16 protein-coding genes are annotated in these 15,918 nt (G+C 36.5%); 8 read left to right on the top strand and 8 right to left on the bottom strand.

Translation table 11 applies throughout. The features are described 5' to 3' along the window. Both MUA87_RS01490 and MUA87_RS01495 read right to left on the bottom strand, forming a co-directional pair. Positions 1-681, bottom strand: coding sequence for a type 1 glutamine amidotransferase domain-containing protein (locus tag MUA87_RS01490; RefSeq protein ID WP_002479986.1), 681 nt, complete (start codon positions 679-681; stop codon positions 1-3). A 50-nt stretch (positions 682-731) separates the two neighbouring features. Then, positions 732-1,649: an NAD-dependent epimerase/dehydratase family protein gene (locus MUA87_RS01495; protein WP_002479985.1), complete on the bottom strand. Its 918-nt coding sequence runs from the start codon at positions 1,647-1,649 to the stop codon at positions 732-734. 403 nt (positions 1,650-2,052) lie between these two features. Between MUA87_RS01495 and adhE the strand changes: the two genes are divergently transcribed. Further along, complete coding sequence (gene adhE / locus MUA87_RS01500; RefSeq protein ID WP_262551180.1) at positions 2,053-4,674, top strand: bifunctional acetaldehyde-CoA/alcohol dehydrogenase; 2,622 nt, start codon at positions 2,053-2,055, stop codon at positions 4,672-4,674. A 129-nt stretch (positions 4,675-4,803) separates the two neighbouring features. On the opposite strand, the gene MUA87_RS01505 is transcribed toward adhE, so the two are convergent. Next, entirely contained in the window at positions 4,804-5,757 is a 954-nt protein-coding gene (locus tag MUA87_RS01505; RefSeq protein WP_061055178.1) for an alpha/beta hydrolase, read from the bottom strand. 92 nt (positions 5,758-5,849) lie between these two features. Then, a complete protein-coding gene (locus MUA87_RS01510; protein ID WP_002479982.1) occupies positions 5,850-6,155 on the bottom strand; it encodes an ArsR/SmtB family transcription factor in 306 nt (101 codons plus the stop codon). A 231-nt stretch (positions 6,156-6,386) separates the two neighbouring features. Here MUA87_RS01510 and MUA87_RS01515 point away from each other — a divergent pair, with 231 nt between their 5' ends. From MUA87_RS01515 to MUA87_RS01545, 7 genes are all read left to right on the top strand, one after another. Then, positions 6,387-7,481: a MupG family TIM beta-alpha barrel fold protein gene (locus MUA87_RS01515; RefSeq protein ID WP_262551182.1), complete on the top strand. Its 1,095-nt coding sequence runs from the start codon at positions 6,387-6,389 to the stop codon at positions 7,479-7,481. Then, positions 7,471-8,355, top strand: coding sequence for an N-acetylmuramic acid 6-phosphate etherase (gene murQ, locus MUA87_RS01520; RefSeq protein ID WP_262551184.1), 885 nt, complete (start codon positions 7,471-7,473; stop codon positions 8,353-8,355). Before MUA87_RS01515 ends, murQ begins: the two co-directional genes overlap by 11 nt. Before the next feature lie 14 nt (positions 8,356-8,369). Next, entirely contained in the window at positions 8,370-9,824 is a 1,455-nt protein-coding gene (locus tag MUA87_RS01525) for a PTS transporter subunit EIIC (protein ID WP_262551186.1), read from the top strand. Between the two features lie 5 nt (positions 9,825-9,829). Further along, entirely contained in the window at positions 9,830-10,690 is an 861-nt protein-coding gene (locus MUA87_RS01530) for a MurR/RpiR family transcriptional regulator (RefSeq protein WP_262551187.1), read from the top strand. Between the two features lie 32 nt (positions 10,691-10,722). After that, on the top strand, positions 10,723-11,586 hold the full coding sequence (locus MUA87_RS01535; protein ID WP_262551188.1) for an alpha/beta fold hydrolase: 864 nt from the start codon (positions 10,723-10,725) through the stop codon (positions 11,584-11,586). Between the two features lie 110 nt (positions 11,587-11,696). Then, positions 11,697-12,314, top strand: coding sequence for a CadD family cadmium resistance transporter (locus MUA87_RS01540; RefSeq protein WP_262551189.1), 618 nt, complete (start codon positions 11,697-11,699; stop codon positions 12,312-12,314). A 40-nt stretch (positions 12,315-12,354) separates the two neighbouring features. Continuing rightward, the gene (locus tag MUA87_RS01545; protein WP_394356892.1) at positions 12,355-12,690 is read left to right on the top strand and encodes an ArsR/SmtB family transcription factor; all 336 of its coding nucleotides are present in this window, start codon (positions 12,355-12,357) and stop codon (positions 12,688-12,690) included. A gap of 70 nt (positions 12,691-12,760) precedes the next feature. On the opposite strand, the gene MUA87_RS01550 is transcribed toward MUA87_RS01545, so the two are convergent. From MUA87_RS01550 to MUA87_RS01565, 4 genes are all read right to left on the bottom strand, one after another. Then, positions 12,761-12,952 carry a hypothetical protein gene (locus tag MUA87_RS01550; RefSeq protein ID WP_057510076.1) on the bottom strand — a complete coding sequence of 64 codons (192 nt, stop codon included), beginning with the start codon at positions 12,950-12,952 and terminating at the stop codon, positions 12,761-12,763. Positions 12,953-13,034: 82 nt separating this feature from the next. Further along, positions 13,035-13,757: a peptide ABC transporter permease gene (locus MUA87_RS01555; RefSeq protein WP_262551191.1), complete on the bottom strand. Its 723-nt coding sequence runs from the start codon at positions 13,755-13,757 to the stop codon at positions 13,035-13,037. A gap of 18 nt (positions 13,758-13,775) precedes the next feature. Continuing rightward, positions 13,776-14,408 (bottom strand): ATP-binding cassette domain-containing protein, encoded by a 633-nt coding sequence (locus MUA87_RS01560; protein ID WP_060804433.1) that lies wholly within the window; start codon positions 14,406-14,408, stop codon positions 13,776-13,778. 370 nt (positions 14,409-14,778) lie between these two features. Further along, positions 14,779-15,906, bottom strand: coding sequence for a hypothetical protein (locus MUA87_RS01565; protein ID WP_060804432.1), 1,128 nt, complete (start codon positions 15,904-15,906; stop codon positions 14,779-14,781). Positions 15,907-15,918: the final 12 nt, after the last annotated feature.

Here is a 15,918-nt window from a genome sequence, read left to right on the forward strand (position 1 = left end):
TTAAAGAAGTCGACTGACTGCTTGTGCCACTTGTTTAGGTGACTGTGGATTTTGGCCTGTTACAAGTCGTCCATCTGTTTCAACTTCAGGTGTGAAAGGTAACATGGCTTTTTGATAATCTGCGCCACGACGTTTAATTTCATCTTCTAACATGAATGGAACAAGTTTTTTACGATTTGCGAGCAATTCTTCTGTATTAGAAAAGCCTGTCATTTGTTTTTGGTCAATGAAGTATCTGCCATTATTGTCTTTAACGTTTAATAACGCTGCGATACCATGACATACAGCTGCCACAATACCGTTGTGACCATAAACTTCATTAATCGCATTTTGAATGTATTTATTATTAGGGAAATCAAACATTACCCCATGGCCGCCAGTGAAGTAGATAACATCGTATTTTGATGGATCTGCTTCTTTAATCGATTTAGAGTATTTTAATTGTGTCATAAATTTTTCATCATCATAATAACGTTTTGTCACTTTATCTAAAAAGACAGGGTTCAAGCTAACTGGGTCTATTGGCGTTTCGCCGCCTTCAACACTGAAAATGTCGATTTCGTAGTTGCCGTCGTTAAAATAATCATAAAAGTGAACAAGTTCACCTAACCAAAGTCCTGTTGGTTTTGAAAATTCACCGAAATGATCTGTACTTGTGTTGACTATCATAATTTTTTTCATACTTTAACCTTCTTTCTATGGAAAAGCCCACTTCTTCTTAAATACCCTGTTTAAGCATTAAATACTGTTTTAATTCCTTCATCGTAAGAAGTGATGTGGAATTCTGGGAAACGTTGCTTAAATTTATCTGAATTGAAAATATTATTGTATTTATATCTTGGTAGTAATTCCATCAGTTCTTTGACTTGATCATTGAATAAGCTGCCAATTTTAAAGCCCCACATTGGTAAGACATGGTAGCCGATTTTTTGATTGAGTACTGCTTCTGTTTTTTTGATGAGCTTCTCATAAGTCAGACTGCCGGCTACTGGTAAATGCCATGTTTGGCCATAAGCGTCTGGTGTATTGCCAAGTAACGCTAGCGCACGACTTGCATCTGGTGTCCAAATTAAAGTACGCAACACTGAAGCACTGACAGGAATAATCGCTTTTTTGCCAGCTTTAATACGATTGAATACTAAAGTATTGGTAATACTTTGTGTTTTATCAGGACCATAGAATTCAGGTGCACGACCAATTACCACTTGTAAATTTTGTTCATTCATCGCTTTGAGGACCATTTCAGCCATCTGTGCACGGACCACTGATTTGCGTCCTACAGGTACAAATGGGCTAGATTCTGTTTGTACATTTGCGTTTTTTTCATACATGTATGTGTTATCGAAGAAAGCCAGTTTAGCATTGGTTTCAAGGCAAGCTTTAATAACATTTTTCATCATGACAGGGAAGCGTTGTTCCCACATTTCAGAATTGGCAGGCAAGCCAACTGCGAAATAAACAACATCACTGCCTTCAATCGCATGGTATGCTTCTGCGTAGTTCATTAAATCTGCGGCAACGAGTTCATCACTATCATGAATTTTTTTAGGTTTTCTGCCGACTAAACGAATGTCTTTTGTGTAATTTTTATAAAGTTCTCTTGCAATTTCGTGGCCGATTTGGCCATTACTTCCTAGAACAGTTTGCATGCTTTATCACTCCAAATTTGTGTGTTTATTTTACTTTTTCCTTATGTTCAAGTTCGTAAACATAGTTGGTAAAAAATTAAGCAGTGACTTCTAAAATATCAACTGCTCCTTAAATGATCATCTAAGTAAAATTTATTTTACCTTGCTCAATGTGAAATAGGAATTGATATGCTCACAACAACTTAATTTTTTTCAGAACAATTAACAAGGGTAATGTAAGCGCTTAACTAATTGCGGTTCTAAGTCTTATATGAATTTGTTTAATTATGATGTTCACACAATCGTAACGAAATAAAATAAAAATATGTGTTTTTCATTTACTCCAAGTAAAAAATAGGATATTCTGTTTGTGAAATAATTCACAAAGTAATTCAGAAGCATTCATGTCGAGGAGGAAATAGAAATGACTACATCTACTCAAAATGAGAAACAACCAACAGAAGTACAACCTGAAATTAATCCCACGCAACAAATGATTGATGCACTTGCAGAAAATGGACAACATGCATTACGTGAATTAGCAAAGCTTGATCAAACACAAATTGATCACATTGTTCATGCGATGGCAATGGCAGCTGTAGACAAACATATGGAACTTGCGAAAGCTGCCTATGAAGAAACAGGCCGTGGTATTTATGAAGATAAAGCTATCAAGAATCTATATGCATCAGAATATATCTGGCAATCTATCAAATACAATAAAACGATTGGTGTCATTGATGAAGATGAACAACGCGGTTTGACGTATGTAGCTTCACCTGTCGGTGTAGTATGTGGTGTAACACCGACAACGAACCCGACTTCTACAACAATTTTTAAAGCAATTATCGCAATTAAAACAGGTAACCCGATTATCTTCGCTTTCCATCCAAGTGCACAACAATCTTCTGCACTTGTGGCGAAAGTCATTTATGAAGCAGCACTCAAAGCAGGAGCACCAGAACATATTATTCAATGGATTGAACATCCATCATTAGAAGCAACTAAATTATTAATGAACCATGACAAAGTGGCATTAGTACTTGCGACAGGTGGTGCAGGTATGGTGAAATCTGCGTATTCAACAGGTAAGCCAGCATTAGGTGTAGGACCAGGTAACGTACCGGCATATATCGAAAAGTCTGCGAAAATCAAACGTGCAGTCAATGATGTCATTGTATCTAAGACTTTTGATAACGGCATGATTTGTGCTTCTGAACAAGGTGTCATTGTAGATAAAGAAATCTATGATGAAGTGAAAAAAGAATTTGAAGCACATCAATGTTATGTAGTGAAGAAAAAAGAATTATCTAAATTAGAAAGTATCGTGATGCGTGAAGATCGTTGTGCAGTCAATGCAGATATCGTAGGTAAACCAGCCACTGAAATTGCGGCATCAGTCGGAATCAAAGTGCCTGAAGGTACGAAAATGTTAATTGCGGAACTTGAAGGTGTAGGACCAGATTATCCGTTATCTCGTGAAAAATTATCTCCAGTACTCGCAATGGTGAAAGCAGAAAACCGTGAACATGGCTTAGAATTATGTGAAGGTATGCTTAATTTAGGCGGCTTAGGTCATACTGCAGTCGTGCATACAGAAGATGAAGCTTTACAAAGAGAATTCGGTATTCGCATGAATGCTTGTCGTGTGTTAGTCAACTCTCCATCAGCTGAAGGTGGTATCGGTAATATCTATAATGAAATGATTCCATCATTGACATTAGGTTGCGGCTCTTATGGACATAACTCAGTTTCTCATAACGTTTCAGCTGTCGATTTAATCAATATAAAAACAATCGCTAAAAGGAGAAATAATATGCAATGGTTCAAACTTCCACCTAAAATTTTCTTTGAGAAAAACTCACTTATGTATTTAACGCAAATGAAAGAAGTTGAACGTGTTGTAATCGTGACAGACGAAGGCATGGTAAACCTTGGTTATGCGAAACGTGTACAAGAAGTACTAGCACGACGTAATGATGCACCTGATGTGCGTATCTTTAGCGATGTTGAACCCAACCCATCAACTAACACTGTCTATAAAGGTTTAGAGTTAATGGTTGAATTCCAACCGGATACAATTATCGCAATCGGCGGCGGATCTGTTATGGATGCGGCGAAAGGTATGTGGGCATTCTTCGAACACCCAGATTTATCATTCTTCGGTGCGAAACAAAAATTCTTAGACATTCGTAAACGTGCTTATAAAATTATGCCAGCACAACGTGCGAAAATGGTTTGTATTCCAACCACTTCAGGTACAGGTTCAGAAGTTACACCATTTGCGGTTATCACAGATAGTGATACACATGTCAAATATCCATTAGCAGATTATGCCTTGACGCCAGATGTAGCTATCGTAGATTCACAATTTGTATTAAGTGTGCCGAGAGGGGTCACTGCTGATACAGGTATGGATGTGTTAACACACGCAATTGAATCTTATGTATCCGTAATGGCGAGTGATTATACACGTGGCTTAAGCTTACAAGCGATTAAAATTGTTTTCGATGATTTAAAAGCTTCAGCGAATGATGGAGATCCAGATGCAAGAGAACGTATGCATAACGCTTCAACACTTGCAGGTATGGCGTTTGCTAATGCATTCTTAGGAATCAGTCACTCAATTGCACATAAAATCGGTGGAGAATACAACATTCCGCATGGTCGTACGAATGCGATTTTATTACCGCATGTCATCAGATATAATGCGAAAGATCCACAAAAACATGCGATGTTCCCTAAATATGATTACTTCAGAGCAGATCAAGATTATGCAGATATTGCAAAATTCTTAGGCTTAAAAGGTAAAACAACAGAAGATTTAGTGGAAGCTTTGGCAGATGCTGTTTATGAATTAGGTCAAAGCGTAGGTATCGAAATGAATCTTAAAGCACAAGGTTTAACACAAGAAGTATTAGATAAAACAGTAGACCGTATGGCTGAACTTGCATACGAAGACCAATGTACAACTGCTAACCCGAAAGAACCATTAATCAGTGAACTAAAAGATATTATCATCACTGCTTATGATTATCAAAAATAAGTCGCTATGACTTTTCCAAATGACTAAAATTCAATCATCCATTCAAAACACGTCCTTGATGTAAGGGGCGTGTTTTTTGATACATAGAAAAAGACCGATGCTTTTGACATCGGTCTTAAAGTGAATACTTTATTGTTCGTTTTGTTTGTTAATCCAGTCTGTAGATAAATCCATTGCTGCACGTGTCGCATTTGTTTTGTCTAAATCGTTAACCATCACAAAGTCATGGATTGTACCTTGCATACGTGCATGTGTCACATCATTACCAGCTTCTCTTAATTTGTGTGCATAAGCTTCGCCTTCATCACGTAATACGTCAGCTTCAGCGTTAATAATCATCGCTTTTGGTAAGTCTTTTAATTCTTCTAATGATGCACGTAATGGTGAAGCAGTAATTTCTGCGCGTTCATTTTCATCTGTTGTATATTGATCCCAGAACCACTGCATACCTTCTTTAGTTAAATAGTAACCTTCCGCAAATTCATTATAAGAATCTGTGTCAAACGCAGCATTTGTTACAGGGTAATAAAGTAATTGTTGATGGATTGGTAAGCCATTACGTTGTTTTGTCATTAAAGTCATTACAGCTGACATATTACCGCCGACTGAATCACCCGCAACTGTTAAACGGTTTAAATCTAAGTTTTTATCCTCTGCGACATCTTTTAATTGTTGTAAGACATCGTAGTTTTGTTCAATTGCTGTCGGATATTTCGCTTCAGGTGATAAATCATAATCAGGGAATACAACGACTGAATTTGTACGTACCGCAAGTTCTCTGACAAGTTTATCATGTGTATGCGGGCTTCCGAATACCCAACCTGCACCATGAATATAATAAATCACTGGTAACTTTTCTTGATTTCCTTTTGGACGAATGAATCGAACAGGAACTTCGCCATAAGATTTTGTTTCAAATGTTGTATCTTCAATATCTACATCATATTTTTTAATATCTGATGATTGTACATCTTCTAATAATTTTCGACCTTCTTCTGGAGGTAACTCATATATACGTGGATGTGGGTCATTGGCTTTCGCAAAGTCAAGTGCTGCTTGTTCTAAAATAATTTTTTGAGTCATAATCAAGCTCCTTCATATATAGAATGTCTCTTTCTCTGGTAAAAGTATACCACTATGTTTACGAACTTAAACATAGATATGCTCAAAAAATGTTATTTTTGTAAATCATCTTCAAGAGAAGCAGTTAAAGCCTTTAACCAATCCAGTGTCGGACCTAGGTCAGAGCGATAGTAACGTTCAAGTCCTTTTTGTTCAACAGAAAGTATTCCTGCATCTAACATCAACTTTAAATGATGTGAAACTGCAGGGCGTGAGATGGTTACTAGTTCAGTTAGTTGATTTACAGTTAAAGGTCCTTTTTTACATAACAGTACTAATAGTTCTTGGCGTCGTCCATCTTGTAAGATGTTTAAAATCGGTGTGCCTTCATTAAAAAGTTGAAGTGTTTCTTTAATCATAGTCGGCCTCTTTTCTAGCATTAATGTGATATTACTGCCTATTGTAGCACGTCTATAAGGTGTAGTGGAGGTTTGAAAATAAAATTATTTTTGAACTTTCGTTACAAAAATACATATATTCAAGATTGATATTGTAATAGTATTACAACTGTGTGATAATGTAAGCGATTACACATAGTTGATTGCTTAATTTGATTCTCAGTCTTACATGCTAAAAAGCAGTTGATTTAAATGAAAATAAAACTTTTAAAAGAGGTGGTTGGATTGGACTTAGGGTTTTCTGTCTATTTAGGAGAAGCGTTTGACGAAACATATATCGACAAAATGTTGAATCATGGATTTCGATATATATTTACATCACTTCAAATTCCAGAAGATGACCAAGATACGTATTTGACGCGGTTAAAACAGTTAGCCGTAATAAATGGGAACCGTGCACAAATTATTGCTGATGTGAATGGACAAACACTGCGTCAACTAGGTTTGTCTTTGAGTGAACCAGAATCGATTCGTGATGCGGGTATTGATATTGTTCGTTTGGATGAAGCGGTCGATATAAATAGTTTGGCAGAGTATGTAGAAGCAAAATATTCAGTGATGTTGAATGCGAGCACAGATGCATTTCAAATTCTACGTGAGCTGAGTGATCGCGCAATTTCTCAAGAGAATATCTTAGTTGCACATAATTATTATCCTAGACCTGATACAGGCTTGGAACGTACTTTCTTTCAACATATAAACGAGCGATTAAAAGGAGCATTTCCTGAAATTCAAATCATGGCGTTTGTCCCTGGTACTCAATTAAGAGGACCTATCTATCGCGGTTTACCAACACTAGAAGACCATCGTCAGTATCATCCATTAGCCGCAGCAGTCGAGCTGGAAGAGGATTTGTGTGATATTGCTTGTGTGGGAGACAGTCAAATTGACGATTTTATGATTCATCAATTCGATACGTATTTCAGATTAAACCGTGTTGTTTTACGAACAAATTTAAGCTCAGACAGTAAATATTTAGGGACTTATCATAATCGACCAGATGTCGCACGTGATGTTGTGAGAGCCATTGAAGCACGAAAAACATTTACTGAAGAAGTATCGCCGCATAATGTAGTAGAACGTCGTAAAGGTGCTGTGACGATAGACAATGCATTATATGGTCGTTATATGAATGAACTTCAAATTGTAAGGTGTGATTTACCTAAGGATGAAGCGGTCAATGTATTAGGTTATGTCGACGCCCGTGATTTAAATTGTATAAATATGATTGGGTCGAATACCGCATTTGAATTCGTTTCAGTTGAGGAGGAAAGTCATGGACATTAATAAAATGACAACTGAGCAACGTAATGAGAAAACGATGCATCTAGATGAATTAAGCACTGAAGATTTTGTTGCTTTGATGAACCAAGAAGATCAAACCGTAGCACAAGCGATTGCGAAAGAAAATACGTCTATTGCACGTGTGATTGATATTGTTATTGAAGGATTTAAGCAAGGCGGCAGATTGATTTATATGGGTGCAGGTACGAGCGGCAGGCTAGGTGTGTTAGATGCTGCTGAGTGTGTACCGACTTTCGGTGTGACTCGAAATGATGTGATTGGTTTAATCGCGGGTGGTGCTAAAGCAATGACTGAAGCTGTAGAAGGTGCTGAAGATAGTAAAACACTTGGCAAACAAGATTTAAAGCACCTTAAACTTAATGAAACTGATACAGTGATCGGATTAGCAGCGAGTGGCAGAACGCCTTATGTCATTGGCGGTCTAGAGTACGCGAATACGATAGGTGCGAACACAGCAGCGATTGCTTGTAATAAAAATACAGCGATTGGTGCAGTTGCGGATATTGCGATTGAAATAGAGGTGGGTCCTGAAATTCTGACAGGTTCTACACGCTTGAAGTCTGGAACAGCACAAAAGTTAGTGTTGAATATGATATCAACTGGCGCAATGGTCGGTATCGGTAAAGTTTATGAAAACTTAATGGTAGATGTTCAACCGACAAATGAAAAATTGAGAAGACGTGCGTTAAATATCATTTCAGAAGTGGCTAATACTTCAGAATCTGAGAGTAAAAAGTTATTTCATGACAGTAACGGTCATGTGAAAGCGGCAATTGTTATGGGATTACATGATATTACGTATGAAGAAGCTGTTGAACGTTTAGAAAAAGCGAATGGTTTTATCAGAAAAACATGAGGAGCTGAACAACAATGTCAAAAGAAAAAAAGATTGCCCAGGAAATATTAAATAATGTTGGCGACAAAGCAAATTTAGAACGTGTGATTCATTGTATGACACGTGTACGTATGGATATTATTGATTACTCTAAAGTGAATCTAGAAGGACTCAAAGCAATAGACGGTGTCATGGGAGTAGTAGAAGACGAAACACTACAAGTTATTGTAGGCCCAGGTACTGTCAATAAGGTCGCACATGAAATGAGCGAAATGATTGGCACACCATTAGGTGAAAAAATCGTTCATCATGAACCTTCGCAACAAACAGATAAAGAACATGTAGAATCAGAAGCACAACTCTTTAAAAGTCAGATGAAGGAAAAACAGAAAAAGTCTAAATGGAAAAAAGTACTGAGAGTCATCGCGAATATTTTTGTACCTTTAATTCCGGCATTTGTTGGTGCAGGATTAATCGGCGGTATAGCGGCAGTGCTGACGAACCTATTGTCTGCTGGTTATATTGAAGGTGCGATGTGGAAGCAGTTGACTTTAGCCTTTGATATTATCAAAAGTGGTTTGCTAGCATACTTAGTCATCTATGTAGGGATTAATGCGGCTAGAGAATTTGGCGCAACTCCAGGACTCGGCGGTGTGATTGGTGGTACTACCATGTTGACAGGCATGACACCTGAACAACCATTGCATAATATCTTTAACGGTGAAGCATTAGCGCCTGGACAAGGTGGGGTTATTGGTGTCATCTTTGCGGTTTGGTTACTATCAATTGTTGAAAAACGTCTGCATAAAATTATTCCGAATGCGGTGGATATTATTGTAACACCTACGATTACCTTATTAATTATGGGACTTGCGACGATATTCTTAATTATGCCGATAGCGGGTGTAATCTCAGAAGGTCTATTAGGTATTATTAACTGGGTGCTAGATATCGGCGGCGCATTTAGCGGCTTTATCCTTGGTGCGACATTCTTGCCATTAGTTATGTTTGGTTTGCATCAAGTTTTAACACCGATTCATATAGAAATGATCAACCAAGATCATGCAACTTTCTTATTACCGATTCTTGCGATGGCTGGTGCAGGTCAAGTTGGTGCGGCATTAGCACTTTGGGTAAGATGCCGTAAGAACAAAAAGATTATTCGCTTATTAAAAGGTGCATTACCTGCAGGAATATTAGGTATTGGAGAACCTTTAATTTATGGTGTGACTTTACCATTAGGCCGTCCATTCATTACAGCATGTATTGGTGGAGGTATCGGCGGTGCTGTTATCGGTGGTATCGGACACATTGGTGCTGTTGCGATTGGACCGAGTGGTTTATCATTGATTCCTTTAATTTATGACAATATGTATTTAGGCTACATTGCAGGAATATTAGCTGCATATGCGGGAGGATTTATCGCAACATACTTCTTCGGAACAACAAAAGAAATGACTGCACCTCAAGATGTTGAAGAAGAGGTGTAAAACATATGGGAAATGAACAACTATTAATTTATATTGAAGAACAGATGGAACAACTGACTAAAAACGAACAACAAGTGGCACGATATTTGATTGAAGCACCGGAAGCGGTATTAGAAATGAGTGCACAAGCGTTAGGTAAAGAAACGCAAACAAGTTCAGCTACTGTTATCCGCTGTGTGCGTAAATTAGGATTCAAAGGGCTAGTGGATTTGAAGTTAGCCATTTCGAGTTATTTACCTAATCATCAGGCTAGTGTGTATCAAGAAATGGAGCAAGATGAACCTGCTAATGAAATTAAAAGTAAACTGTTCAATCGAGCAGCGTATACTCTGAAAACAACAGAAACTTTATTAGATGATCAAACGTTAGAAACGATTGCTGAAAAATTAAGACAATGTAAGAAGTTAGTTGTGTTTGGAGTAGGCGCAAGTCATATTGTGGCAGAAGATATCTTTCAAAAATTTACAAGAGCTGGCATGAATGTTGTTCATAGTTCGGATGCACACATTATCGCTACAACGCTAGCTGGAAGTAACAATGAAGGTACTTTAATGATAGGTATCTCAAATTCAGGCCAAAACCGAGAAACATTAAAGTTAGCGCAAGTCGCGCGCCATTATCATGTTCCGGTTATCGGTATGACCAGTCGAAAAGATTCAGAACTCGCCAATGAAGCGGATGAGTGTTTGTTCCATGACGCAAGTTCAGATCGTAGTTTACGATTAGCCGCAACAAGTTCGTTAATCGCAAAGCTTATCACTGTAGACACTTTATTCTACACATATCTTGCGAAAGACTATACAAATCATATCGCACATTTAAGTCAGACAAGAGATGCAGTTGATTTATATGTTGATGGAGATTGAGGTATGATGATAGTAATGATGGAGTTAAAGGAATGAGAGAAATGTATGCTTTAGAAACAAATAATGCAATCATTCGTTATGACATGATGGGACATGGACCGATTTTGTTATGTATTCCTGGCGCTAGCGGAATCAATGATAGTTATTTGGATTTAGCACATAAGCTAGAAGATCATTTTACTGTTGTCTTACCTGATAGACGAGGTTATGGAGCAAGTGAATTGTTAACGGCTTTACCAAGTTCTATCGCAAACACCAAAGATACGTATTGTTTAACCATGGATGTTGAAGATATTAAAACATTAATACAAACGCTTAGTAATCATCCTGTTTATCTTTTTGCGACAGACACAGGTGCTGTGCCTGCATTAGAATTTGCGTGTATGTATCCAGAATTGGTTAAGACATTACTTGTTCATGAGCCTTTAAATACTTCTGTACTTCCAAACAGAGAAGATTATGTGCCGCAAACTGAACAAATCGCACGTACTGCAATGATTGAAGGAGTGCCGGCTGCAATGCGTCAGTATGAACGTTTGATTAATCCTTCGCACTCAGATATGCAGGTATTAGTAGAGAATACGATTGCTCCTTGCGCGGTTTGTTCACCGAGTACTTCACAAATACGCAGTAGTGAATCAACAAACATTTGGCTTCAATATGAACTGCGGCAATATATCAATTATCAAATTGATATAGAAACTTTGAAGGCCAAAGATGTTTCAATCAAGTTCTTACAAGGTGAACAATCGAAAGAATCGCTAGGGTATGAAGCGGCTAAATATTTTGCGCATAGCTTAAATGCAAATCTGTTTCAAGTTACAGGTGGACATTACGGTTATGCACAACAACCTAAACAATTTGCGAAAGCTGTTAAGAAGATACTGCGTTCATAATGATAGAGTTCAAGACCTTCGTTATATGAAGGTCTTTTTATTATGACCTGTGATTTTAACTCTTAGAGTGTTATAATACATTCAAATTTATTTTTGAATGAGGTGACAAAGTGATACAGACCGCTTTGACTGCAGTCATACTTTATACAGCGACTGCTTTAGATTTATTAGTGATTTTGTTGATTTATTTCGCACGTGCACAAACCAAACGTGAGTATCGTGATATTTATATTGGACAGTTTTTAGGATCAGGTGCCTTAATTGTCATCAGTTTGTTTTTTGCGTTTGTCTTACACTATGTACCTGAGAAATGGATGTTAGGTTTATTAGGTATCATCCCTCTATATTTAGGAATCAAAGTGGCATTATTTGATGATTGTGAAGGGGAAGCACGTGCCAAGAGAGAGTTGGATAAAAAAGGACTGTCCAAATTAGTTGGTATTGTTGCGCTTGTTACCCTAGCAAGCTGTGGAGCAGATAATATCGGTTTATTTGTACCGTACTTTGTCGGTTTGACTTTAGCGCAAGTTATTGTGACATTAATTGTATTTGTAATCATGATTTTCTTATTGGTATTCTCTGCACAAAAATTAGCAAAAGTTCCGGGTATTGGTGAAACTGTGGAGAAATATAATCGATGGATTATGGCAATTATCTATATTGGCTTAGGTTTATACATTTTGATTGAAAACAAAACTATACAAACATTGTTAAGCTTTGTTTCATAGAAAGGATGGGGGATAGGTGTCTAATGAACAATGTGACATCATGTATGTGCATGAAGATAAAGTAAAAAATGCTTCTAACTTCTTAAATGAAACACACACTATTAAGGCAATGAATACTTTAAACGCAATAGGTGATAAAAAGAAATTAACGATTTTATTTGCGTTGCTTGAAGAAGAGAAACTGTTTGTTTGCGACATTGCGAAATTGCTTCAAATGAGTATTGCCTCTACTTCTCATCATTTACGCATACTCTATAAAAAAGAAGTTATAGATTTCCGAAAAGAAGGGAAAATGGCGTATTATTTCATCAAAGATCCTCAAGTTGATAAATTGCTGCGCTTTATGTTGACAGAAGTAGAAAACGAAAATAGTTAAATATATAAATAACTGTTGTGAATCAATTTTGCAGAATGATAGCACAACAGTTATTTAAAAATATACAACGCTATTTATTTTGTCTTTTACGATTAGTGTTATAAATGATAGAAGCAATTGCCACATAAATTAATGGACCGACAATTAAAATAATAGAAGCCATGTTTGCTTGGATATAAAATTTAAATAATAGAAAACCTAAAAAGGCAACCATTAAATACACAGGTATCATGAAGGGTTTCCAGAACATTGAGTCATTCATATTTAATGTACACACCTTTCTATTAGGGAGTATGTAGAAAAAAGAGGCGGATTTAACTCTGCCTCTTGTTTATGTTTTCAAGTTATAGCCCTAATTGCAACCAACGTTTTCGCGCAAAGAAAAGTACGACGAAGTTGATCGCAAAGAGTAAAAGGAAATAAACAATCAGTAATGTAATATCGTAAGAAGTCAGTGCTAAGGTATCTCCATTCAATGTAGCATCAACGTTAGGATACATGACATTGCTTGCTTCAAAAGGCGCAAGGATGCCGAAGATGGTTGGATTAAGCATTACTAAGACAATAGAAATAACCCAATAGATTAGACTGACAATAACACTGATTAAAATTTTGGAAATTAAAATACTGATTGTTCCAATGATTAAGATATACTGCAAGATTAATAAAGAAAACATGATGATTAAAAAGAAATAATGCGAGAAATTACCAAACATCAAAGAAATGGCAGTGATGCCAATACATACAAATACAAAGCATTCTAAGAAAATGACAAACATCTTTTTGTAAAAGAAGGTGAAGTCTGTATTTCCTAATAACTTATAAAATAAGATGTTTTGATCTGCATACTCTTTATTGAAGTAATAAGCGATGATGAATGAAAAGAGTATGAATCCAGTTTCTACCGCAATCGTATATGTGTTGAAGAAATATTCACCATATGACAAGCTTTGACCATCATTCATAAAGGTGGTTAAGCCATAACCTAAAACGAATAGTAATAAAAAAAGCGAACCAAGAATCAGTGTTATTTTGTTAAACGCTGTTTTTCTTAACTCTAACCTCATTTTGTACACCTCAAGTTTTTAGAAACAAATGTATTCATCGACAACTGCTTCTTTAGAATCATATTCTTCAATCGTCAGGTCTTTAAATAAAAAGTACTTACCAGGTAGGTATGTTAAATCTTTTGCGCTATGTGTAATATTGATAATTACTTTTTCAGGATTATCCGAAATATAGTTATTAAAGAAAGTATAGAAGTCGTGAACTGTTGTTTCATCTAAGTCTTTTGTGATCTCATCTAAAATGATGATAGGTTTGTCTTCTGATAGAAAACTTAATAGCTTCAGCTTTTCTTGTTGTCCTTTGTTTAATTTTCGAATAGGGATGTGATCAGGAATAGTTTCAATCCCTAACAAGTCACCCAAGTAATCGATTTTGACGGTACAAATAAAATAACTCTTGAGTAATTGAATGAGAAAATCTTTAGTGATATCTCTTGGAATACATGATGCATTACTAATCAAAGTTGTGTTTTCTGTAATCTCTGGGCGCATATGACCGCTGTGATTAAGTACGAAATCTTTAGCTAATTGAGACTTGCCAACCTCATTTCTGCCAATAATGTGATTGATTTCACCTTTGTGAAATACCAAGTCAGTCGGCTGTAATAGGATTTTGCTTTTGATACGCAATACATACTGTTTGATTTCCATTTAACTCGGCTCCCTCGCTAAAATTGTAAAGTTTTCGAGTGATACTATTTAACAAGTTTTAACAAAATTTTTAGGAATTCTTAAATATAGCGTATCATAAATATCAAATCATTATAATTTGTATTTTGGTAATAATTTGTGAATTTTTTGTCATGCGTGAGAAAATTACAAAAAATAATTCGCTTACAAGACATACTGCTTATTTCATTTGATACTTAATTGGAGGTTAAAGCGTTTTGTATAGAAGTATTGATTTTAAGCGGTTTTAAGAGGTTCGGATGTCTGAACGCAGACAACCGTCAGGCTACCGTATGGGGTATAAGTAAATAAAAAAAGAAACCAAGATGTCATTGCATCTTGATTTCAATAGTTAGTTATTATCAGAACGTTCTTTGATTAGGGCTTTTCTCATTTGTTGTCTAGAACCATACGTACTTTCTCGTACCAGTTCTTCGTTACGCATACCTGCACCAATGGCACCAGCAATTGTTGAAAGAGAAGCTGCGAACCATGCGATAGACAGATAAAGAGTAAATGTGGCAGGATGTCCGAGTTCTAAAGTCTTTCCTAAGAAAGGTGCTGGTAATAATACAGAAGCCGCAATCAAATATATTGTAAAGAGTGTTACATAATAAATAATGACTGACGTTGTCAGTGTGGTCAGAGTTGTTAAATTATACAACCGCGTAATACGTTTATTAATACTGAAGCGTTCACTTTCCCATAAGTTATGCGCTAAGATAATCCATAAAATCATACCGAAAATCGCAAAGAGGGACATGACTGTTAATCTCCATGTGGTAAAGGTATTACTTAAAGACCACATGGTGGAGAAGATTAAACCGGATGCGCCGGTTGTAAATGCGATTGCGATTACACTATTCATACTTTGCATTAATCTTAATGGGTTATTCGCAAAGGTCATTCCACTGAGTAAACGGAAGTAACCAGATGTTTTAGATGCGACAATATAACGGATATGCATTGTATGTGTATCATCAGTGTAAGTACGGATTTTTCTTAGTTTTGAGAAAGGAAATATTTCTCGATAGGTTGCTTGATGATTTTCATCTTCATTGTTTTGATTTGGGTTGTCACTGAAAAATAGATTGATTTCATGAATAATCGTCAGCACTGTTCTTTCTAGACGTTTGGTAACAGGGCGCCAACCATAAGCAGGAATTGAAATAATACTTGCTCCGTTTTCTTCGTTGATATCAACAGCGATGACTGACTCATTATCATGAAGTAATGGTAAGTCAGTTAAACTGATAATATAGTTCCAGTTATAACGATCTAAGTAGTCTTCGGTTTTTTGATAGGCTTGGTCTGCATCTTCTGCAGATCCTGTTAACGCATCAACAATGACTTCAATTTTCCATTCGTATTGAGATGAAATGTAGTCATTTAATAAACCGGGTAATGTGTCTACTAATTTATGCGAAAGTTTATTCGCAATACCAGGTGAAGCGATAATGCCTACGACAAGTTGTTCCATATATTTACAGCC

It is taken from the genome of Staphylococcus simulans (genome assembly GCF_025561465.1).
Classification (GTDB): domain Bacteria; phylum Bacillota; class Bacilli; order Staphylococcales; family Staphylococcaceae; genus Staphylococcus; species Staphylococcus simulans.